This is a genomic window from Vibrio jasicida CAIM 1864 = LMG 25398 (assembly GCF_000400365.1).
Taxonomy (GTDB): Bacteria; Pseudomonadota; Gammaproteobacteria; order Enterobacterales; family Vibrionaceae; genus Vibrio; species Vibrio jasicida.
On record NZ_BAOG01000042.1, the window covers coordinates 1 to 21,312 of the forward strand.

Genomic DNA, 21,312 nt, shown 5'->3' on the forward strand with positions numbered 1-21,312 from the left:
AATTGGCAGAGCAGCGGATTCCAAATCCGCGTGTTGGGAGTTCGAATCTCTCCACCCCTGCCATATTTAAGGCTCTAGCAGAAATGCTAGAGCCTTTTTCGTTTTATCACTTTTCTGCTTCTGCTTCTCCCTCAAATTGTCAGTCATACTTATGTCTCGCGGTATGTGTGCTATTTTGTAGTGCATAGCTAGTGCTCAACGTGATTAGAAGGTGACTTCCTGTTATCATCGGCGCTGAATTCTAATAATTAGGAAGCAAGTCTATGCCACATCTTCGATTTCGCGCAGTAGAGCCTCAAACTGTTCAAGCTTTATCAAAGCCTCTTACTGACGAATTACAGCCATTAATGGAATGTCCTCGTGAAGACTTCACGTTTGAATACATCTACAGTACTTTCTTCAGTGAAGGTGAAGTAAGCAGTGCATATCCTTTTGTTGAAGTTCTGTGGTTTGACCGTGGGCAAGAGACTCAGAATAAAGTGGCTAAAGCGATTACTGAGCAAGTTCGTGGTATTGCCGGTGAAGATATCGATGTTGCGGTAATTTTCTCTGCACTCTCTCCTAAAGGCTACTATGATAATGGTGACCACTATTAAGGAATGAGCGTGATGAAGCTGAGTCTTTCTTTTTGTTTAAGTTTTCTATTCTCAGCTTCTCTTTCTGCTACTCCGTGGGAGCAGGTCTCTGGTCCCACAAATAACACATCCTCTTCTATCGGCAGTTATGCGAATGGCTGTTTAGATGGTGCTTCTCCTCTCCCGCTTGATGGTATTGGTTATCAGGTTTTACGCAGTAAAACGAAGCGTTACTATGGGCATCCTCATACAATAAGCTTTGTTGAAGAGTTAGCGAAAAAAAACAGTAAAGATCTCAACACAACGTTACTTATTGGGGACTTATCCCTAGCTCGTGGTGGACGTTTTTCTTCTGGCCACTCTAGTCATCAAACTGGCCTAGATATTGATATTTGGCTGCGATTGGCCGATGAACCGCTTTCTTATAATGAGCTTCAACTTCCGAAACCCATGAGTGTCGTAGATCTTAAAAAATACAAGATTCTAGAACACCGTTGGGAAGATAGGCACTTTGAACTGATTCGAAGTGCCGCGAAGAGTCAAGATGTTGCTCGTATCTTTGTTCATCCAGTGATTAAAGAGCAGTTATGTAAGCAAGAAGGTGAGAAAGACCGAAATTGGTTACGTAAGGTTCGGCCTTGGTGGGGGCATCATTACCACTTCCACGTGAGATTAACTTGCCCTGAGTCGAGCTCTAATTGTGTTAACCAAGCGCCACCACCTGCAGGAGATGGCTGTGGAGCAGAGTTAGCAAGTTGGAAGCCGAAAGCAACGCCTCCACCTGTGACCAAAAAAACTAAGGTAACGCCTAAACCGAAGAAGAAAAAGATACTGCCAACACAATGCCAGCCGCTCATTACGCAGAAATAAGTGGTGAGTCCTACCAACGAAATACCAAATATGCTTTCTCTGGATCTCTATTATGAAACTGGAGAAAGATCATACTTTTGTCTACAGTGAATAATACCAGTACAAAAACTGACCTTTAGGTTTTTGTGGCATATTATAGAAATCTTATATAAACAAAGAGTTGCATTATTTTTAAATGTTGTGGCAACTCATATTAAGAAAGATCTTTTCGTCGCGATTCTCTGATTTCTTAGCAATATGTCTGTTGGTTGGTGAAAGACAAACGACAACGCAGACAAGTGTATTGAGGTGGGTAAGGAGGCTTTCCCATCGAGAGTTAATCAAGGATAAAACCATGACTATGATTTGTGCAAAAGAGTTTGCAGAGTGGTTAAGACACAGATTTAGCAGTGATACTAAAGGAGTCTTTTTGACTCGAGAGGATGTTAATCACCTGACTGGGCGCCAACGCCTTGACCCAGGTTTTGTTAATGACGTGCATTACGAGCTGATGCAATATGGAATGGCTTTCGTTACTGATACAAGTAGGGAGAACTTTTATCTGATCCCTGTCTCGCAAGCTGAAAATTGGCGTGAGAGGTTAGAGTATCACTTCGAGAAAGAGCTGTTTTGTAATATCTATCCTATCGAAAAATCGGGTTAAAAAAAGGTTCAACTTTGTCGGCAAAGTTGAACCTCTTTCGATTACGCTAACCCTTGAATAATTACAAACTTCTCTAGCAATTGCTCTTCAGTTTCGACATGATTCGGGTCGGTGATAATGCATTTCGTAATAGGACACACTGACTGGCATGTTGGCTTTTCGTAGTGACCTTTACACTCTGTACATAGAGCAGGGTCAATCTCGAAAATACTGTCACCCATAGTAATTGCACCGTTAGGGCATTCTGGGTCACACATGTCGCAGTTGATGCACTTATCGGTAATAAGTAGTGCCATGATTACTTACCAGTTGGGTTACGGGTATCCTGACCTGCATTTAAGTTACGCATCAACAGGCCGTATTCCAGATCCATATCCTCTGGTACAGGGATAAATACAAAGTGGCCGTTACCTTTTGCGTCTTCAATTGATTCTGACTTACGGTTTTCCATCGCTTCTAGCGTAAAGATTACGTTACCTTTTGGCGTCATTAGCTCTAGGCTGTCACCAACGATGAACTTATTCTTAACTTCTACTTCTACCATGTCACCACGGCGCTTACCTGTGAACTCACCAACGAATTGCTGAGCGTCTGATACAGAGTAGCCGTAGTCATAGTTTTGGTAGCTGTCGTGAGTGTGACGACGTAGGAAGCCTTCTGTGTAACCACGGTGAGCTAGGCTCTCCAATGTGCCCATTAGGCTTTCATCGAATGGCTTGCCAGCGACCGCATCATCGATTGCTTTACGGTAAACCTGTGCAGTACGAGCACAGTAGTAGAACGACTTAGTACGGCCTTCGATCTTCAATGAATGAACACCCATTTTAGTTAGGCGCTCAACGTGTTGGATTGCGCGAAGATCTTTCGAGTTCATGATGTAAGTACCATGCTCGTCTTCGAACGCTGCCATTTTTTCTTCAGGGCGATGCGCTTCAGAAAGCAGAACGACTTCATCGGTTGGTTTGCCGCGACCGATGGTTGTCTCAGGACGCTCGTCAGCGACTTCGATTGCTTGCGCTTCCGTTGGGTCAAACTTCTCTACGATGTCGCCAGTGTCGTTTTCTTTGCCTTCTTCTACTTTGTATTCCCAACGGCATGCGTTAGTGCAAGTACCTTGGTTAGGGTCACGTTTGTTGATGTAACCAGACAGTAGGCAGCGACCAGAGTAGGCCATGCATAGAGCACCGTGAACGAAAACTTCTAGTTCAGTTTCAGGACAGTGCTCGCGAATTTCTTCGATTTCTTCTAGAGAAAGCTCACGAGAAACAATCACACGCTCAACACCGTTAGCAGCCCAGAACTTCACAGTTGCCCAGTTTACTGCGTTCGCCTGTACAGACAGGTGAATTGGCATTTCTGGGAACGCTTCGCGAACCATCATGATAAGACCTGGATCAGACATGATAAGTGCGTCTGGGCCCATTTCTACCACTGGCTTAAGGTCACGGATGAAAGTTTTAAGCTTAGAGTTGTGCGGTTGGATGTTACATACCACGTAAAGCTTTTTGCCTAGGGCATGCGCTTCGTTGATACCGATTTGTAGGTTTTCGTGGTTGAACTCGTTGTTACGTACGCGAAGGCTGTAGCGAGGTTGGCCAGCGTATACTGCATCTGCGCCGTAGGCGAATGCGTAACGCATGTTTTTAAGGCTACCAGCTGGAGACAGTAGCTCTGGTACGAATGCTTTCTCTGTTGTCATTGCTCAATTCTCTTAGTATCTGATCACAAGTCAGGCCAATTCCACCTCATGGAAATGGGGCGCAAATTTTACGTCAAAATGTGACCTGTGACTAGGAGAATTATGGTTTAGATAAACAAACGCCCTCAAAAAAAGTGAGGGCGTTATGATTAATCTTTGTACGAAATTAAGCGTTAGGGTTTGGTAGACCGCCCAATGCTTCGTATAGATTTGGTAGGAAAGCGCTGAACTCGCCACACATCAGAGAGAAGTCTGCGTCGAAGCGAGCGGCTTGATCTTCGCGTGGGATGTCATCGTTTTGATCTTTTAGTTCATCAGAGAACTTCAGACGTTTGATGCCAGAATCTTCTGCCATGATGAATTCGATACGATCTTGCCAGTTCAGTGCTAGCTTAGTCACCACCTTATCCGCTGCGATGTGGTTGCGGATTTCATCAGTTGTCAGTTCTTGCTTCTTACAACGAATCACACCGCCTTCTTCTAGCACAGACTTAAGCTCAGCTTCGTCCATCATAGAAATGCCTTGTGGCGTGTCGCCAGTTTTCACCCATTCAGTCAAGGTCGTTTCAATCGCGACTTCAGGGATTGCAGGCACAACAGGTAGGCTACCCATTGTTTTACGTAATAGTGCCAATACATCTTCTGCTTTTTTATAGCTGCTTGCATCAACAAGGATGAAGCCTTCTTTTGGCATGATAAGCACGTGAGTATGGCTACTGCGGCTAAATGCGCGTGGTAGTAGATCCATCACGATGTCATCTTTGAGGTTGTCCTTCTCTTTCTTCTTGAGTGGGCGACCTTCTTGCGCTTCCATTGCTTCAACTTTGGCATTCAATGAATCTTTGATCACTGATGCAGGAAGCATTTTCTCTTCTTTCTTAGCGCAAACAAGAATGCGGTTTTCAGAAACGTGCGTCATCATGTCGCCGTGTCTGCCCATTGCACTAACCCAACCAAATTTTTGTTTATCTTGGCTACCACAAGGGGTAAATCGGAACTCTGAAAGTTGAGTTTCTAGTTGATCGGCGTTGAAGCTAACCTCACGGTTAACACGGTATACCAGACAGTTTTTAAACCACATAAATCTTCTCTAGGCTTGATGACAAGGGACTAATCATAGGGAATTTTCCGACTGATGTCCTAATAGAATTGAAAAAGATCATGATGAATCTCAAAAGAAACTTATATGAAAATTTGTTTTCAAAGGTCACAAAAGTGTCATAATTGATGGTAATAATGCTTATGCATAGAGGGGCGCTTGGTCTCTTAAATTCATTAGCTTAACTAACATAAGGTTACTCAATTATGTCTAGAAGGATTCTGGTTGTTGAAGACGAAGCTCCAATTCGCGAAATGTTGTGCTTTGTGCTTGAACAGAAAGGTTATCAAGCAGTAGAAGCAGAAGATTATGATACTGCGGTAACTAAACTGGCTGAACCCTTCCCAGATTTAGTGCTACTAGATTGGATGTTACCTGGTGGTAGTGGCATCAACTTCATCAAACACATGAAGCGTGAAGAGTTAACGCGCAATATTCCTGTCGTAATGCTAACAGCTCGCGGTGAGGAAGAAGACAAGGTTCGTGGCCTTGAAGTTGGTGCAGACGATTACATCACTAAGCCTTTTTCACCAAAAGAGTTAGTGGCTCGCCTTAAAGCGGTTATTCGCCGAGTAACGCCAACAGCGCTTGAAGATGTGATTGATGTACAAGGTCTGAAGTTGGACCCTGTTTCTCACCGCGTGACCGCAAATAATGAAGCGGTTGATATGGGACCAACAGAGTTCAAGATGCTGCACTTCTTTATGACGCACCAAGAGCGCGTTTACAGTCGTGAACAACTGCTAAACAACGTTTGGGGCACCAACGTGTATGTTGAAGACCGTACCGTTGACGTACACATTCGTCGCTTGCGTAAAGCACTTGAAGCGGCAGGTCACGACAAACTCATCCAAACCGTTCGTGGTGCAGGTTACCGTTTCTCGACGAAGGCATAACATCGCTAGCAGCTTATCAATACCATTTCTGGAGTAATGAGTGGTTGAAAGATTAACTTGGAAAAAGCTGGCCTGGGAGCTGGCTTTTTTTTACACCCCTTGGGTGATCATAGGATGGATATTCGGTTATATGCCGTGGTTGCTTCTGGCGGCTACGGCTTTGCAGCTTGTCTGGCATCTGCATAATCAGGTTCGCTTATCGGCTTGGTTATGGGATGAAAAGCGTCTGACCCCACCATCAGGTAGTGGTAACTGGGAATCTTTGTTTAACGGTTTATACCGCTTACAACAACGTCAGCGTCGAAAACGTAAAGAGCTCACCAATTTAATTCGCCGTTTCCGTAATGGTGCTGAATCGCTACCGGATGCGGTAGTGGTTTTTCGTGCTGAAGGCAATATTGTGTGGTGTAACAAGCTTGCTCAGCACCTTTTAGGATTCCACTGGCCAGAAGATTCTGGACAGCCTATTTCTAATCTCATCCGTACTCCTGATTTTATCAAGTACACCAACAAGCAAGATTTCTCTGAGCCGCTAGAAATGCGCTCGCCGCTCAACGTCGAACGTATGTTAGAGCTGCGTATCGTGCCTTACACCGAAGGCGAACATTTGATGGTGGTACGTGATGTGAGCCAGCTTAAACAGCTTGAAGGTATGCGCCGTAACTTTTTCGCTAACGTATCTCATGAACTACGTACCCCTATGACGGTACTGCAAGGCTATTTAGAGATGACGGAAGATCCAGACATGATCGTTGGTCCAATGTGGAGTAAAGCACATGGTGTAATGACCGAGCAGCTAAACCGAATGAACAGTTTGGTGAACCAGTTACTAACGCTGTCTAAGATCGAAGCTGCGCCAATGCATGAGCTAGAAGACGTTGTGAACGTACCAAGTATGTTAGAAGTGCTTGAGAAAGAAGCGGTCAGTTTGAGTGGTGATGATCAGCACCTGTTGACTTTCGATGTTGATTCTAGCTTACGTGTCCTTGGTGATGATGACCAGTTACGCAGTGCTATCTCCAACTTGGTTTACAACGCGGTGAAGTACACCCCTCCAGGTGCTCACGTTAATGTCCGTTGGTATCAAACCGCACAAGGTGCTTGTCTAGAGGTTGAAGACAGCGGTGATGGTATTGAGCCACAACACTTACATCGATTGACCGAACGTTTCTATCGCGTGGATAAAGCACGCTCTCGTGATACGGGGGGCAGTGGTCTCGGTTTGGCCATCGTGAAGCACGCATTGAGCCACCATGACTCTCACCTCGAAATCTACAGTGAAGTTGGTGTCGGCAGTAAGTTCTCTTTCATCCTACCAAGTCGTTTGGTGGTGAAGTAATGAGTGTCGTATCCAAAGCTATTAAGAAAATCACTCTAGCCATGTTGGTGCTCTCCAGCGTGGCATTTGCACAAGATCAACCGTTGCCGAATTATCAAAAGACGACGGGTATTGCGGGTAACTTATTGTCTGTCGGCTCAGATACGTTAGCAGGCATGACCACGCTTTGGGTAGAAGAGTTTAAATCTATCTACCCGAACATTAATGCTCAGGTTCAGGCGTCTGGTTCATCGACTGCGCCACCGGCGTTAACGGAACAAACGGCGCAATTCGGTCCAATGAGTCGTTCAATGCGTATGCGTGAAATCGAAGCATTTGAGCGTGTACATGGTTACAAGCCAACGGCACTTCGTGTTGCAATTGATGCGATTGGCATCTTCGTTCATCAAGACAACCCAATCAAAGGGCTTAACTTTCATCAGTTGGATGCGATGTTCTCGGCGACATTGCGCTGCGGTGAAAGTGAGTTCATCACCAACTGGCGTGAGTTAGGCATCAAAGCCGAGTGGGCAAAACGTAACTTGCAGCTGTTTGGGCGTAACTCAGTATCGGGTACGTACGGCTATTTTAAAAGTAATGCCTTGTGTGGCGGTGATTTTAAAACTCGTGTGAACGAGCAACCGGGATCTGCATCAGTGGTGCAGTCTGTTGCATCTACGATTAGTGGTGTAGGTTATTCAGGCGTAGGCTATCGCGTGGCGGGTGTTCGTTTAGTCCCAATTGCGAAAACAGGCACAGATTACGTTAGCCCTGTGCGTGAAAATATCATCTCAGGTAAGTACCCACTATCACGTTACCTCTATGTATACGTGAATAAACATCCTGATTACCCGCTAAGCCCAATTGAAGCTGAGTTCATTCGCTTTATGTTCTCTGCCCAAGGGCAAGCGCTGGTTGCGAAAGATGGTTATGTTCCGATTACTGCCGATTTCGCTGCAGAGGAATTAAAAAAGGTCGGTTTATAAGCCGACCTTTTTCTTTATCTCATTGAGTTCGTGGTTAGAAGTTCAATGCCCATCCTGCGCTTTCCCAGCGTTGCTGTTCTTCCTGCAAATCTGCATCGAGCAGCTTGTTGTTCTCCAACCAATCTTCTTCTACGCAGGTAAGTACCCACTTATCTTCTTGTATCGATAGTGTCAGCTCAGGCAGCGGATCATCATTGCGTTGACCGTTGACCACAATGGCTAGACGCAGAACCTTAATTAAGTTGATGATGTCACTCTCTTTGTAGAGATTGAACTCTGGGAACTCATTCAACTTAAGGGATTTACGTTGGAAGCGAGCTAAAGTCGCCAATACCAATTGCTGCTCGCGGTTAAAGCCGGGTAAGTTGGAGTGCAGCAGAATGTAGAATGAGTGACGATGAAAACCGCGCAGACTGATGCTCAAGCCGACTTCATGCAGCAAAGCAGCCCATTCTAGTAAATCAAACAGCTCACTCTTCTTCTTGATATCAAGTTCAGAACGAACATTGCACAGCATCTCTCTTGCATGACCTTTTACGCGCGCTGCGTGTTCGATATCAACGCGATGTTGTTTTGCTAGATTTTCTGTGGTGCGCATACGAATATCAGAACGGGCGAAGCGTTCTTCCATCTCGTAAAGCAGACCTTCACGTAATGCGCCATCCGAGAAGAACATCTGGTTGATTTTTAGTGATTGGAAGATGGCAGACAAAATGGCTACACCAGCGGCAAAGACTGGCTTGCGTTCATCGGTCAGACCAACAAGCTCGATATCATCAATGGACTCAAATTCGCACAATGTGTCGATGAGCTTACCCAAACGCTTGTTGGTGATCAGCCCATCTTCATGACCCAATCCAATCAAGACTTCGCGAATCGCTTTAATAGTACCTGAAGAGCCGAGGGCAATATCCCAGCCTTTCTTGCGGTATTTTGCAGCAATGGACTCCATGCGTTGCTCTGCGGCGAGAATCGCTTTGCTGAAGTTCTTCCGCGACAGTTTGCCGTTATTGAAGAACTGCTCGGTAAAGCTTACACAACCCATTTGTTTGCTGTTCAGAAGCTCTGGGTCAAACTCTTGACCAATGATCATCTCAGTACTGCCGCCACCGATGTCGACGACCAGTTTGGAGTTAGATTCCGCTTGAGTATGTGCGACGCCGAGATAGATGAGGCGAGCTTCTTCTTCGCCCGGAATAATTTCAATTGGAAAAGGCAGCACCTCTTTGGCTCGTTGGATAAAGAGATGGGCGTTGTTAGCACGCCTTAAAGTGTGAGTGGCTGCAATTCTTACGTTTGAAGCTTCAAAGCCTTGCAAGCGTTCGGCGAACATCGCGAGGCACTCAAGACCTCGTTCCATTGCTGCATGGCTAAGATTGAGCTCTGAATCGAGTCCGGCAGCTAACCGTACGCGTTGTTTATGGCGACTGACAAGTTGAAGATCACTACCGACAACTTTCGCTACCACCATATGGAAACTGTTTGACCCGAGGTCAATTGCAGCGATATGGCGTACATCTTGTTCAAGTATTTGAGGCATCGGTTTTTTGTTTTCTTATTTGCTTCTCTATATTTTTAAGATAGTCGTAGATGGCAACTTGTGAGCGAACTTTTTTACGATTACCTCGCGGTACGTAGCTGTTACTCATCTCTTTATCTATCAGGCGAGCTTTTACTGTATCGGTAAAGTGAATGTTAGTTATATCAATAATCCTCTGTTTCAAACGTGGATCACGGACGGGGGCTGCAACTTCAATTCGATGATCGATATTTCGAGTCATCCAGTCCGCTGAGGAGATGTACACCTGTGGTTCGCCGTCATTGTGAGTAATTACAACGCGAGGATGCTCTAGGAAGCGATCGACGATACTGATGATCTGAATGTTCTCGCTCACCCCTTCAATGCCTGGGACCAATGAGCACATACCACGAATGATCATCTTGATTTTTACTCCAGCATTACTCGCGCCGTAGAGTTTATTGACGATGCCTTTATCGACGAGGTTATTGACCTTGATGGTCAGTGCTGCTTTTTTTCCTGATTTGACATTGGCAATTTCGTTGTCAATTAAGCGATATAATTGTGTTCGTGAGTTTCGTGGAGAGACAATCAAATGATTGAACTTCACCGGGCGGTATGGATTTTCGATATAGCCAAATACATTTCGTACCTCATCGGTGAGTTCTTGATCGGCGGTCAGCAAGGTAAGGTCCGTGTACACTTGTGCTGTTTTCTCGTGAAAGTTCCCAGTACCAATGTGAGCGTAGCGAACAATCTCTCCGTCTTCACGACGGCTTATTAGCAGTAACTTGGAGTGAATCTTAAGACCAGGGGCGCCGAAGACGACATGTACACCAGCCTCCGTTAGTATTTTGGACCACTCAATATTCGCTTCTTCATCGAAGCGAGCTTGCAGCTCCACAACAACGGTGACTCCCTTGCCATTATGTACAGCATCGATCAACGAGTTCATCAAACGCGAGTCTTTGGCGACGCGGTAGATGTTGATCTTGATGCTTAGGACTTTAGGATCGAACGAGGCTTGTCGAACCAATTCCGAAATATGATCAAAGGTATGATAAGGGTAGTGCAGCAGTATATCGTTGGCTTTGATGGCTTCAAAACTGTTTGCATAGCCCTCAAAGTCTGCACACTTCATTGGCGGCATCGGTTTGTTTTCTAAATAATCTCGGCCAACATTAGGAAAACCAATAAAGTCTTTGAAATTATGATAGCGCCCACCAGGGATGAGGTTGTCGTAATTAGAAATCTGTAGTTTTTTGCATAAAAAATCGAGCATCTTTTGCGGCATATCTCGCTCATATACAAAGCGTACAGGTAAGGCGGTAAGACGTTGATTCACCCCTTCAGACATTTGTTCAAGCAGGCTAAACTCAACCTCGTAACGCAAGTCGTACTCAGCATCACGGGTCATTTTCATCGCATAGCCGTTAAGAGCATCGTATTCGAAAAAGCCTTTAAAAAGTTCATCAAGGCAATAGCGAATAATATTGTCGAGTAAAATGATCGTTTTACGTCGCTTGCCTTTTTTTTCAGGCAACATAACAAAGCGAGGTAAGTGATCGGTTGGGATCTCAATTAAAGCGTATTGGGATTGATCGCCTTTTTGCAGATCGACCGTAATGTAAGCGTATTCGTCTTTAAGAAACTGCAGAACATCAATATCTTCTTTAATAAGAAGAGGGGTAATGTGCGGCATGACTTCTTTACGAAAATACTTGGTTACCCAACGTTTTTGTGTGTCATCTAATTGGTGCTCATTAACTAAAAAAATCCGACGTCGTGCCATTTCACGTATTAATTCACTGTATAATTCATCGAATTGTTCGTTTAGCTTCAACGCTTTGGTTTGCATCTTTGTTAACAAGTGCTTAGAGTTGTCGCTTCCACCGCGTTCTTGGCTGATCAAGATCCGACGTTTTACATCCGCAAAGCGTACTTTATAGAATTCATCTAAGTTATTGGAAAATATCCCGAGAAATCGAATTCGTTCAATGAGAGGGACGGTTTTGTCGGCAGCTTCTTGTAGTACTCGTTCGTTGAAAGATAACCAACTAAGTTCTTTTTCTATATAGAGTTTTTCTGCGCTCATAACCTTACCTAGCCTAAAAAAGAGTGAATCCGCACTCATCGAGGGATAAAAGAGGAGTGTGAACATTATGAGTTTTTCATTACAGATTTATTTCATACTACGGCATGCATAAGAGTTGTATTCTTTTCAGTCGTTTAATGTGATCTGTAATATAATTGTCATCTTAACGACATATTCTAGTACTAAGTCAAAAAGGGTAGAGAGATCAATGGCACAAGCCGAGTTTTCATTGCAGGAAAAAGATAAGAAGCGATTGATCAAAGATCGTTTAGTTCGATTTGCAGTGACATCCGGTGGTGTAGGCGTGTTAGCCGCCCTTGTTTTGATCTTTGTTTACCTTGCAATGGTGATCATCCCTCTGTTTTCTGATGCAGAGATCGAAACCAATTATGCCTCTAGAGCAACCCAAAGTGGGAAACCTCTCGCAATTTCAGTCGATGACTATTCTCAAATTGGACTAGTGTTAACCCAGTCGGGGGAGGTTCGTTTCTTATCGCTGGATCACCCGAGTAAGCCAGCTTTATACACACAGCAAATGGCTCGCAACCCTGTTGCGTTTGCTCAATCTGCCCCTGGTTTAGGTTGGTATGGATTAGTTGATGAAAATGGTTTCGCTCACCTTTTTAAGCCAGAATTTAATGCGACACTAAGAGAAAATACCCGTCCACCGGAGGTCATTCCTTTTCATTCTGGCATGGATATGCAGCTAACAAGTGCCAGCGATCCGGTAACACAGTTTGTTTTTAGTGCTTCGACCCAAACCCCAACGTTAGTATGGCAGACTCAGACAGGAGTGCTTAAAGCTCGCTGGCAAGAGCCACAGCTATTAGACGCACCACCGATCACCATTGATTACACTTTTTCATCAGGTTTTGATTCGCCCGATCAAATGTTACTAACACCTGACGGAAAGAACTTGTACCTGCGTAATGGCTCCGAGCTGATTGTGTTAGTGAAAGGAGAAGGTAAGTTCTCTGTGCGTGAGGTCATCGATCTTACTCAAGGTGATACTAAACATTCGGTGAGAACTATTGACTTATTAGCTGGCGCTTATTCCATCTTGGTTACTCATAACGATGGTCACGTTTCTCAATGGTTTGATACCCTACAAGGTGATCAACGCACCTTGACGCACATTCGTGAATTCAAGTTGGCATCGGAGCTTAAGTACTTGTTGCCGGATTCCCACCGTAAAGGTTTTTACAGCTTCTACACAAACGGAACGTTGCAGAGCCATTACACCACCAGCGAGAAACTGGTGCTGTTTAAGCGTGCATACAAGCAGGCACCTGTGATGGCGGGAATGTCGAATAACGAGCGTTATCTAATTACTTGGCAAAATGACGAGTTAAATGTGGCGTTCGTTGATAACCCATACCCAGAAGTATCGTTGTCATCTTTATGGCAAAAAGTGTGGTATGAAGGTTACCCTGAGCCAGAGTTTGTATGGCAATCGACCTCGGCCAGTGATGATTTCGAAGCGAAATTCAGCTTGGTTCCTATTGCGTTTGGGACCATTAAAGCGGCGATGTTCGCGATGTTATTCTCGGTACCTTTGGCGGTACTAGGAGCGATTTATACGGCTTATTTTATGTCGCCTCGAATGCGTCGTGTGGTAAAGCCTTCAATTGAGTTAATGGAAGCTTTGCCGACGGTTATCATTGGTTTCCTTGCCGGGCTTTGGTTCGCTCCGATTGTGGAAGACCACCTGATTACCGTTGTGGTGATGCTGTTTGTTTTGCCTCTGAGCACCATGGTGATGGGCGGACTATGGGCGCTGATCCCACAACCAATACGTAACCGCCTGCCAAACGGATGGCATGCTTTGGTGTTAATGCCTTTGATTTTGCTGTTGATTGGTTTAGGTGTGTGGGTATCGCCAATGCTTGAGCAAGCCTTCTTTGGTGGTGACATGCGTTTGTTCCTGACTGATCATGGTATTGGCTTTGACCAACGTAACGCGCTGGTGGTTGGCTTAGCGATGGGCTTTGCGGTTATCCCTACGATTTTCACCATTGCAGAAGATGCAATTTTCTCAGTGCCGAAGCACCTATCGGATGGCTCATTAGCTCTGGGAGCCACGCCATGGCAAACCTTGATTTATGTCGTCCTGCTGACAGCCAGTCCGGGGATTTTCTCGGCAATCATGATGGGGCTTGGTCGCGCTGTGGGGGAGACCATGATTGTGTTAATGGCGACGGGCAATACACCATTAATGGATTGGAACGTGCTAGAAGGCTTACGTAGCTTGTCGGCAACCATTGCGGTTGAATTGCCAGAGTCGGAAGTGGGCAGTTCTCACTACCGATTATTGTTCCTATCAGCATTAATTTTGTTTGTCTTCACCTTTGCGGTGAATGCATTGGCGGAATGGGTTCGTCAAAGGCTGAGAGATAAATATCGTGCGTTGTAATCAGTTAATGAAAGAGCGAGTAATAGCGTGTTAAATTGGATTCGTTCTGGCGCACCTTGGATATGGTTAACTGGGGGAGCGGTAAGCATCAGCTTGCTTTCTGTCCTTGGTTTATTGCTGTTGATTGGTTGGAAGGGACTCACATACTTCTGGCCCGCGCCACTTTATCAATGGAATGTTGCTGCGCTGACTCCTGTGCAGGGCGAAGTGTTGCATGAAAACTCGACTCTTGTTGGTCAAGTTTACGAGCGCAGTTTTGTACCAAGAAGTTACCTACCAGAAGATGCGGCGAATAAACTCGAGGATGATGAAGAATTCGCGACGCGCTTAAACATCAAAATTGCTAACCGTGAATTGTATCCATCAGATTTTATTTCTGTGCTGAAAATACAGTTGGATGATCCGACGACGCCGAGTGAATGGGCAGTGATCGAACGCAGCAGTGGTGGCTACTTCTTCGGTAAATTTGTAGCCTTCCAAGACGGGGAAAAACGCTACGAAAACAACATCCAAACGCTTTTGGATCAGAAGCTCGATGATGCAGAAACCTTACATCATGAAATTGATATGTTGGTGGATGATCAAGTAAAAGACTTGGGGTGGCAGTTAGAGCAGCTTCGCTTAGATAAACGCAAGCACGAGCTCAACGACACCATCACGGACGAGTTTTTGGTGAACAATAGCCAACGAAAAGCCGAAATTGAAGCGGAACTCGCGAAGCTAGATACTCAGCTTGATGGGTTACGTTTAGGCTTCTCTGATTATTCTCTCATTGTCGAAGACATGACTGGAACTCAGGTTGCGATTCCGTTAGAAGATATTTTGGACTACTGGTATCCAAACCAAATGTCATTACCTGAGAAGGTTGCCCATTGGGGGAAACAGGTTTGGAAGTTTTTATCCGAAGACCCTCGCGAATCGAACTCTGAAGGTGGTGTTTTTCCGGCAATTTTCGGGACGGTTTTCTTGGTTATCATCATGTCTATCATCGTGATGCCATTGGGCGTAGTTGCGGCGATTTACTTACATGAGTATGCCAAGAACAATGCTCTTACTCGCGTGATTCGTATTGCAGTTATTAATCTTGCTGGTGTTCCTTCGATCGTTTACGGCGTGTTTGGTTTAGGCTTTTTTGTTTACACTATTGGCGCCTCTATCGATAACCTGTTTTACGCCGAGCGATTACCCGCTCCAACCTTTGGCACGCCTGGCTTATTGTGGTCAGCACTGACTCTGGCTGTCTTGACGTTACCGGTGGTGATTGTCACCACGGAAGAAGGCTTAACCCGTATTCCTAGCTCTGTTCGTCATGGATCGTTGGCGTTGGGCGCAACGCAGTTCGAAACGTTGTGGCGTGTGGTATTGCCTATGGCAACCCCTGCGATCATTACAGGTTTAATTCTCGCAATTGCCCGAGCTGCGGGGGAAGTGGCACCATTGATGCTGGTGGGCGTTGTGAAGTTAGCTTCTAGCTTGCCAGTGGATGGGCAATTCCCTTATGTGCACTTGGACAGAAAGTTTATGCACCTAGGCTTCCACATTTACGATGTTGGCTTCCAGACTTCGAATATCGAAGCTGCGCGTCCGCTGGTTTACGCGACTTCTTTCTTACTCGTGACGGTTATTGTCGGACTAAACTTAACAGCAATCAGCATTCGTAATAATCTGCGAGAGAAATACAGAACTTTAGGACAAGATTAAGCATGTTTAACTTTGATAATACATTGGGTTACGAGCCACCATTGGATGTGCATAACCTGACGGATGAACAAACGGCTATCTCGATTGAGAACCTTAATCTTTTCTATGGTCAGGCTCAGGCGCTACATGATATCTCCATGCGCATTCCGAAAGGGCGCGTAACGGCGTTCATCGGTCCGTCAGGTTGTGGTAAATCCACACTGCTGCGCTGTATCAACCGAATGAACGACTTAGTTGAAGGTTGTAAAGTGACGGGTAAAGTACGTCTGCATGGTAAGAACGTCTACAACCCAAGTGTGGATGTCGCCACGCTGCGTCGCCGAGTTGGCATGGTGTTCCAGCGCCCAAACCCATTCCCTAAGTCGATTTACGAAAACGTGGTTTATGGCCTTCGTCTGCAAGGTGTGAAGAACAGTCGCATGTTGGATGATGCGGTCGAGCGTTCACTACGCTCTGCGGCATTATGGGACGAAGTAAAAGACCGTCTGCATGAAAACGCATTTGGACTTTCTGGCGGCCAACAACAGCGTTTGGTGATTGCTCGTGCCGTCGCTATCGAACCTGAAGTTCTATTATTGGATGAACCGACATCGGCATTGGACCCAATATCAACTTTAACTATTGAAGAGCTTATCAATGAGCTCAAGACTCAATATACTGTAGTTATCGTTACCCATAACATGCAACAAGCGGCGCGTGTCAGTGATCACACTGCATTTATCCATATGGGTAAGTTGATTGAATACTCGGATGCGGATTCGATCTTCACTTCTCCAATGAAGAAACAAACCGAAGATTACATCACCGGTCGTTACGGTTAAGTTACGATCTCTTAAGGATTAAAGGAAAGCCATGCACTTTGGACGTCACATCTCAGGACAATTTAACGTAGAGCTAGAATCGATTCGTACCCATGTACTTACCATGGGCGGCTTGGTAGAGCAGCAACTCTCGTATGCTATTCAAGCCTTGCATAAGGAAGATATCGAGCTGGCGCGTAAAGTTGTGCGTGATGATCATAAAGTGAACGCGATGGAAGTGTCTATTGATGATGCTTGTACCCGTATCATTGCCAAGCGTCAGCCAACTGCAAAAGACTTACGTTTGATCATGGCGATTATTAAGACCATCACCGATCTTGAACGTATTGGTGATGTTGCGACGCGCATTGCTTATGTCGCAATTGAAAGCCCATCATCGCAAGAACGTCAGTTTCATGTATCGTTAGAGCCACTATGTCGTCAAGCGATCCAGATGCTACACCAAGTGTTAGATGCATTTGCGCGTATGGACGTAGAAGCCGCAGCAGAAGTGCATAAGCTCGATGATAAGTTGGATGCGGAATACGAAGCGGTGATTCGTCAGTTGATGACATACATGATGGAAGACCCGAAAAATATTCCGCATATTCTGCAAGTGATGTGGTCGGCACGTGCCATTGAGCGTGTGGGCGATCGTTGTCAAAACATCTGTGAATACATCATTTATTTCGTGAAAGGCAAAGACGTACGTCACCTTGGTGATCAAAGCATCGATGACGTACTGAAGTAAGTCTTAAAGGCGCAGGCCAAAGCCCAGAGAAAAGTTAATTGCCGTATCAGTAAAGGTGTGGGTTTTATCGTTCATGAAAACGTCTAAATCCGCCCCTGCTCTTACCGACAATAATGGGTTAACTTGATATACGTAAGCACCACCAATACTCAATCCGTTCGCATCTCTTCGTTCATTGCGATACGTTCCATCGTACTGCGCTAATCCTAAGCTCGCTTGAAATCCCATCTGTGGTTGATGACCAAATAAGTGTTGAAAGCCAATACGGTAGGCGTCAATGGTTTCATCATAATTACCGCTCTTATAAGTAATCTGAGAGTAATCAAAATACAGCGCATCAAAGCCCGCAATATCGGTTGCCCCCAGTTGGATACCAGCCCCTCGAAATGAGCCAATCTTAACTTCTGGAGAAACATAAATACCTGAAGCTTGGACGCTAATAGGAGCGAGAATAAGGGCAGCGAGAAAGAATTTGCGTTTCATAGAGTTACCTAAATAAAAGCCTTCCTTGGCTATGGACTTATTGAGTGCAGTTTTTATCTAAAGCTAATTTGGACACCAACGCCGCCAGCAACGTCAGAGGAGGAGTACTTACCCGATGATTCGTAGTGGAATGTACCTGACAGGCTTACTTGATCACTTAGACCATACGCACCACCAATCGCTACTGCTTCTTTACTACCAGAAAAACCCACACCGGCACCGATTGCCAGTTCACCATTGGTTGCATAAGGGCGAGCATTAGTGACAGCGTGTAAGCTTGCTCGGATTCCGTCCATTTGTTCTGCTTGCTGGTTTAAGCGGTAGTTGTATTCTGCAGCCAAGCCTTCTAAGTGGTTTAGACGGTCATCCGTTGGATTATTTTCGATAGGGTTTGATGGCAGCTGTGGCGTTGGGCGATCCGGAACATGAGGAACGCCATTATCTACTTCTGGAAGCGTTGGATGTTCAGGCGCCGCTTCAATTGGTGGTGTTGGCGGTAAATCTGGGCGTGGACGATCTGGTACACCAGGAACACCGTTATCAACTTCTGGTAGAAGAGGTTGCTCTGGCACACCTTGAATTGGGTTGGTTGGAATGCCTGGATTTGGGCGATCTGGGATAACAGCTGCAATTGAGCTGAAAGATGCAAGAAGGGTGTAAGCAGCGGTAAGCTTTACAATTTTTTTAGACATGTCTGAACTCTCAATAAGTAAACGAGGGACAGCATCTTTACTGTAAGCAATCGCTTTTTGTTATTTCCCTTAAAGCAGGGCTATCTTATTGAGAAGTATGATTTATGACTAAGTGGCTATCATTATCTCGGTGATAATCAAATCTTATCAGCCTGTAACTTTAGGCCTTGTTGAATAAGCTCTGTTAACCATTTTACTAAAGGGTTATTCCGGTTTCGGACGTGCATGTGGCAATGTACAGACTTCATTTGTGGTTGACCATCAATCGTGACGTCAACGGCTCTTAATCCCGGAAATTGCTCAACCGGAAGTAAATTGGAGTGAGGTAAATACATGTCGGTGTGTTTGACGACATCAAGTATTGCAGAGACCATTTCTGAGCGAAATCCAATGCTGTGTTCAACGCCCATTTCGGTTAGAAGTTCAGATGCATAGCTAAATTTGTCGTTCCACCCTGGAGAAATTAAAGAAGCAATTGGGTAACCGCCAAGATCATGTGGTTCAACATGAGGTTTGGTGATTGGGTGATCTTCGCGGACAAAAATACGCCCTTTCAAATCCAGTAGCTTCGGCGTGTAGATCTCTTTGTTGGTTAGAAGTAATTCGTAGTTTACGCCCATCAGGGTTTCACCCTTTAAGATCTCATCCACAGTACTGTTTGACCAACCGACCAGTTCAAGTTGGGCGTTAGGGGCTAATATTCTAATTTGTTCGAAGAGGAAACCGGGCAAGCAAGTCATTGTAATTGGCGCAAGCGCAATACGTATTTTGTTGTCCACTTCGATAGGATCAAACTGATGGGAACGATTAACTGCGGCAGCTAAACCATCGAGGTGCGGCGTAATATCGTTGGCGAGAGATTCGGCGAAAGGTGTCGGTTCAAGACCTGTTTTTACTTTCACAAACAGTTCGTCATCAAAGTGATGACGCAGTTTTTGTAATGCTTGGCTGATTGCTGGCTGCGAGACCAATAGACGTTGTGACGCTTTACGCATGTTTCGCTCTTGCATCAAAATCATAAAGGTTTTGAGTAAGTTCAGATCAAGGGTATGAAACAAGTTTTTCGCCATGGTGTCTCTCTAGTATTTATCAGGGACAAAGGTTTGATCGTCGATAGGGGCACGAACATAACCTTCTTTACTCAGCTCTGGTAATTCGATAACGGGATGCTCAAGTTCTTCGTACTCGACTTGGCTGAGTAAATGACTGATACAGTTCAGCCGAGCTTTCTTTTTATCATCAGAAGGGACCACCCACCAAGGACAGTTTTTCGTGTCTGTGTAGGCAAACATCTTATCTTTTGCTTCTGAATATTCTGCCCAGCGGTTACGTGATTCCAAATCCATCGGGCTGAACTTCCAACGTTTGATAGGGGTATTGATACGTTCTAAGAAACGCTTTTCTTGCTCTTCATCGGAGACTGAAAACCAGTACTTAATTAAGATGATGCCAGAGCGTTGCAACATGCGCTCGAATTCAGGGCAGGAACGAAGGAATTCCTCATATTGGTCGGGAGTACAAAAGCCCATGACTTTCTCTACACCGGCACGGTTGTACCAACTGCGGTCAAATAACACGATTTCTCCGGCAGCAGGCAGGTGTGCCACATAGCGCTGGAAGTACCATTGTGTTTTTTCTTTTTCTGTTGGGGCGGGAAGGGCTGCGATACGGCAGACTCGAGGGTTGAGTTTTTCAGTGATGCGTTTGATGGTGCCACCTTTACCAGCGGCGTCGCGTCCTTCAAACAGTACCACGACTTTAAGCCCTTTGTGTTTGACCCACTCTTGGAGCTTAACTAATTCAATTTGCAGATGTTCTAGTGCTTCTTCGTATTCCTTTTTCTTCAGTTTCGCCATGTTTCCTCCCGTCCTTAGTTATCAATATGTTAGCACTCAATAACCAAAGACGGGATTTGAAAGCGCTTAATTGAGAGCTGTTACCATGTTCGCGATAGCTTCAGTGTTAGTGACTGGAATCGAAAAGTCATTCACATCGGCAGCGCCCATTTTGCTTTGCTGGGCCATAAAGGTCATGTGACTAGGGCGAGTTGTCTTGCCAGATAAATGCACTTCGGTGACTTTGGCTTGCTCCACGATCTGGCCTACATTGTCTGCATTCACACCGGCGCCCGCCATGATCGCAATGCGTCCCTGCGCTTGCTCAACCAAAGCTCTGAGCACATCGAACCCTTGTGGTGCTGAAGGCGCAAGTCCCGAAGTCAAAATGCGTTCACAGCCTAAGCTGATCACTTCTTCTAACGCTTTTTCAGCATCGCGACACTGGTCAAAGGCACGGTGGAAAGTCACGCCTAAGCCAAGCGCTTGAGCAAATTCACACAGTGCCGTTGCGTACGGCATATGAATGTCGCCGTCTTGAGTGAGCACGCCGAGCACGACACCATTCAAGCCTGCTTGTTTAGCGGCTTCAATATCCCAACGCATCATTTCGATTTCTTCCTCACTGTATAAGAAGTCGCCTTGGCGAGGGCGAATCATCGCGTAAACCGGAATAGTAGAGCATTTAGCGGCTTGCTGCATAAAGCCATAGCTTGGGGTTAAGCCACCCAAAGCAAGTGAAGAGCAGAGCTCGATGCGGGTTGCACCACCGGCAATCGCGTTGTGGAGAGATTCAATGTTATCAATACAGACTTCTAATTGAGTGTTCATGAGGTTGTCCTGAATTATTGTAATTACAGCAAATACTAGCAGGACGAAAGAGGAGAATCTTTATAGAGAGGCAGGGAAATAGAGGTAAACTTTTTGCACGCGGTTT

20 protein-coding genes are annotated in these 21,312 nt (G+C 45.4%); 10 read left to right on the forward strand and 10 right to left on the reverse strand.

The annotated features are described in order from the left end of the window. Positions 1-263: 263 nt before the first annotated feature. From VJL_RS12635 to VJL_RS12645, 3 genes are all read left to right on the forward strand, one after another. On the forward strand, positions 264-596 hold the full coding sequence (locus VJL_RS12635; RefSeq protein ID WP_038869523.1) for a DUF1904 domain-containing protein: 333 nt from the start codon (positions 264-266) through the stop codon (positions 594-596). Between the two features lie 12 nt (positions 597-608). After that, positions 609-1,445, forward strand: a complete 837-nt coding sequence (gene mepA, locus VJL_RS12640) for a penicillin-insensitive murein endopeptidase (protein ID WP_038878361.1) — start codon at positions 609-611, stop codon at positions 1,443-1,445. A 334-nt stretch (positions 1,446-1,779) separates the two neighbouring features. Then, positions 1,780-2,088 carry a hypothetical protein gene (locus tag VJL_RS12645; RefSeq protein WP_009705551.1) on the forward strand — a complete coding sequence of 103 codons (309 nt, stop codon included), beginning with the start codon at positions 1,780-1,782 and terminating at the stop codon, positions 2,086-2,088. 41 nt (positions 2,089-2,129) lie between these two features. Here the strand turns inward: VJL_RS12645 and VJL_RS12650 are convergent, their stop codons facing one another. From VJL_RS12650 to rdgC, 3 genes are all read right to left on the reverse strand, one after another. Beyond that, positions 2,130-2,384, reverse strand: coding sequence for a YfhL family 4Fe-4S dicluster ferredoxin (locus tag VJL_RS12650; RefSeq protein WP_005445273.1), 255 nt, complete (start codon positions 2,382-2,384; stop codon positions 2,130-2,132). A gap of 2 nt (positions 2,385-2,386) precedes the next feature. Next, positions 2,387-3,787, reverse strand: a complete 1,401-nt coding sequence (gene trhP / locus VJL_RS12655) for a prephenate-dependent tRNA uridine(34) hydroxylase TrhP (protein WP_038869526.1) — start codon at positions 3,785-3,787, stop codon at positions 2,387-2,389. 166 nt (positions 3,788-3,953) lie between these two features. Further along, entirely contained in the window at positions 3,954-4,868 is a 915-nt protein-coding gene (rdgC, locus tag VJL_RS12660) for a recombination-associated protein RdgC (protein WP_038878364.1), read from the reverse strand. A 224-nt stretch (positions 4,869-5,092) separates the two neighbouring features. Here rdgC and phoB point away from each other — a divergent pair, with 224 nt between their 5' ends. Genes phoB through VJL_RS12675 form a run of 3 tightly spaced genes read left to right on the forward strand, consistent with a single transcriptional unit; the run spans position 5,093 to position 8,086 of the window. Next, complete coding sequence (gene phoB, locus VJL_RS12665) at positions 5,093-5,782, forward strand: phosphate regulon transcriptional regulator PhoB (protein ID WP_038869529.1); 690 nt, start codon at positions 5,093-5,095, stop codon at positions 5,780-5,782. A gap of 40 nt (positions 5,783-5,822) precedes the next feature. Beyond that, entirely contained in the window at positions 5,823-7,121 is a 1,299-nt protein-coding gene (gene phoR, locus VJL_RS12670) for a phosphate regulon sensor histidine kinase PhoR (RefSeq protein ID WP_038878367.1), read from the forward strand. Further along, on the forward strand, positions 7,121-8,086 hold the full coding sequence (locus tag VJL_RS12675; RefSeq protein ID WP_038878370.1) for a PstS family phosphate ABC transporter substrate-binding protein: 966 nt from the start codon (positions 7,121-7,123) through the stop codon (positions 8,084-8,086). Before phoR ends, VJL_RS12675 begins: the two co-directional genes overlap by 1 nt. Before the next feature lie 34 nt (positions 8,087-8,120). On the opposite strand, the gene ppx is transcribed toward VJL_RS12675, so the two are convergent. Further along, positions 8,121-9,626 (reverse strand): exopolyphosphatase, encoded by a 1,506-nt coding sequence (gene ppx, locus VJL_RS12680; protein WP_038878373.1) that lies wholly within the window; start codon positions 9,624-9,626, stop codon positions 8,121-8,123. Next, positions 9,610-11,700: a polyphosphate kinase 1 gene (ppk1, locus tag VJL_RS12685; RefSeq protein ID WP_038878374.1), complete on the reverse strand. Its 2,091-nt coding sequence runs from the start codon at positions 11,698-11,700 to the stop codon at positions 9,610-9,612. The genes ppx and ppk1 overlap by 17 nt, the downstream gene beginning before the upstream one ends. A 208-nt stretch (positions 11,701-11,908) precedes the next feature. On the opposite strand from ppk1, the gene VJL_RS12690 reads away from it, so the two are divergent. From VJL_RS12690 to phoU, 4 genes are read left to right on the forward strand one after another with little or no spacing between them, the layout of a single operon-like run. Beyond that, a complete protein-coding gene (locus VJL_RS12690) occupies positions 11,909-14,113 on the forward strand; it encodes an ABC transporter permease subunit (protein ID WP_038878377.1) in 2,205 nt (734 codons plus the stop codon). A 27-nt stretch (positions 14,114-14,140) separates the two neighbouring features. Then, the gene (gene pstA, locus VJL_RS12695) at positions 14,141-15,814 is read left to right on the forward strand and encodes a phosphate ABC transporter permease PstA (protein ID WP_038878380.1); all 1,674 of its coding nucleotides are present in this window, start codon (positions 14,141-14,143) and stop codon (positions 15,812-15,814) included. A 2-nt stretch (positions 15,815-15,816) separates the two neighbouring features. Continuing rightward, entirely contained in the window at positions 15,817-16,635 is an 819-nt protein-coding gene (gene pstB / locus VJL_RS12700; protein WP_005424834.1) for a phosphate ABC transporter ATP-binding protein PstB, read from the forward strand. Between the two features lie 31 nt (positions 16,636-16,666). Further along, on the forward strand, positions 16,667-17,365 hold the full coding sequence (gene phoU, locus VJL_RS12705) for a phosphate signaling complex protein PhoU (RefSeq protein ID WP_038869541.1): 699 nt from the start codon (positions 16,667-16,669) through the stop codon (positions 17,363-17,365). A 3-nt stretch (positions 17,366-17,368) separates the two neighbouring features. On the opposite strand, the gene VJL_RS12710 is transcribed toward phoU, so the two are convergent. From VJL_RS12710 to VJL_RS12730, 5 genes are all read right to left on the reverse strand, one after another. After that, positions 17,369-17,848 (reverse strand): hypothetical protein, encoded by a 480-nt coding sequence (locus VJL_RS12710; RefSeq protein WP_038869543.1) that lies wholly within the window; start codon positions 17,846-17,848, stop codon positions 17,369-17,371. 53 nt (positions 17,849-17,901) lie between these two features. Beyond that, complete coding sequence (locus VJL_RS12715) at positions 17,902-18,540, reverse strand: YadA C-terminal domain-containing protein (RefSeq protein ID WP_038878384.1); 639 nt, start codon at positions 18,538-18,540, stop codon at positions 17,902-17,904. A 137-nt stretch (positions 18,541-18,677) separates the two neighbouring features. Beyond that, positions 18,678-19,610: a LysR family transcriptional regulator gene (locus VJL_RS12720; RefSeq protein ID WP_038878387.1), complete on the reverse strand. Its 933-nt coding sequence runs from the start codon at positions 19,608-19,610 to the stop codon at positions 18,678-18,680. A gap of 9 nt (positions 19,611-19,619) precedes the next feature. Next, complete coding sequence (ppk2, locus tag VJL_RS12725) at positions 19,620-20,396, reverse strand: polyphosphate kinase 2 (RefSeq protein WP_038878390.1); 777 nt, start codon at positions 20,394-20,396, stop codon at positions 19,620-19,622. A gap of 66 nt (positions 20,397-20,462) precedes the next feature. Further along, positions 20,463-21,206 (reverse strand): copper homeostasis protein CutC, encoded by a 744-nt coding sequence (locus VJL_RS12730; protein WP_038878393.1) that lies wholly within the window; start codon positions 21,204-21,206, stop codon positions 20,463-20,465. Positions 21,207-21,312: the final 106 nt, after the last annotated feature.

Coding starts and splice junctions, on each gene's coding strand:
- VJL_RS12635 (WP_038869523.1), top strand. CDS start 264: ATGCCACATCTTCGATTTCGCGCAGTAGAGCCTCAAACTGTTCAAGCT.
- mepA (WP_038878361.1), top strand. CDS start 609: ATGAAGCTGAGTCTTTCTTTTTGTTTAAGTTTTCTATTCTCAGCTTCT.
- VJL_RS12645 (WP_009705551.1), top strand. CDS start 1,780: ATGACTATGATTTGTGCAAAAGAGTTTGCAGAGTGGTTAAGACACAGA.
- VJL_RS12650 (WP_005445273.1), bottom strand. CDS start 2,384: ATGGCACTACTTATTACCGATAAGTGCATCAACTGCGACATGTGTGAC.
- trhP (WP_038869526.1), bottom strand. CDS start 3,787: ATGACAACAGAGAAAGCATTCGTACCAGAGCTACTGTCTCCAGCTGGT.
- rdgC (WP_038878364.1), bottom strand. CDS start 4,868: ATGTGGTTTAAAAACTGTCTGGTATACCGTGTTAACCGTGAGGTTAGC.
- phoB (WP_038869529.1), top strand. CDS start 5,093: ATGTCTAGAAGGATTCTGGTTGTTGAAGACGAAGCTCCAATTCGCGAA.
- VJL_RS12675 (WP_038878370.1), top strand. CDS start 7,121: ATGAGTGTCGTATCCAAAGCTATTAAGAAAATCACTCTAGCCATGTTG.
- ppx (WP_038878373.1), bottom strand. CDS start 9,626: ATGCCTCAAATACTTGAACAAGATGTACGCCATATCGCTGCAATTGAC.
- ppk1 (WP_038878374.1), bottom strand. CDS start 11,700: ATGAGCGCAGAAAAACTCTATATAGAAAAAGAACTTAGTTGGTTATCT.
- VJL_RS12690 (WP_038878377.1), top strand. CDS start 11,909: ATGGCACAAGCCGAGTTTTCATTGCAGGAAAAAGATAAGAAGCGATTG.
- pstB (WP_005424834.1), top strand. CDS start 15,817: ATGTTTAACTTTGATAATACATTGGGTTACGAGCCACCATTGGATGTG.
- phoU (WP_038869541.1), top strand. CDS start 16,667: ATGCACTTTGGACGTCACATCTCAGGACAATTTAACGTAGAGCTAGAA.
- VJL_RS12710 (WP_038869543.1), bottom strand. CDS start 17,848: ATGAAACGCAAATTCTTTCTCGCTGCCCTTATTCTCGCTCCTATTAGC.
- VJL_RS12715 (WP_038878384.1), bottom strand. CDS start 18,540: ATGTCTAAAAAAATTGTAAAGCTTACCGCTGCTTACACCCTTCTTGCA.
- VJL_RS12720 (WP_038878387.1), bottom strand. CDS start 19,610: ATGGCGAAAAACTTGTTTCATACCCTTGATCTGAACTTACTCAAAACC.
- ppk2 (WP_038878390.1), bottom strand. CDS start 20,396: ATGGCGAAACTGAAGAAAAAGGAATACGAAGAAGCACTAGAACATCTG.
- VJL_RS12730 (WP_038878393.1), bottom strand. CDS start 21,206: ATGAACACTCAATTAGAAGTCTGTATTGATAACATTGAATCTCTCCAC.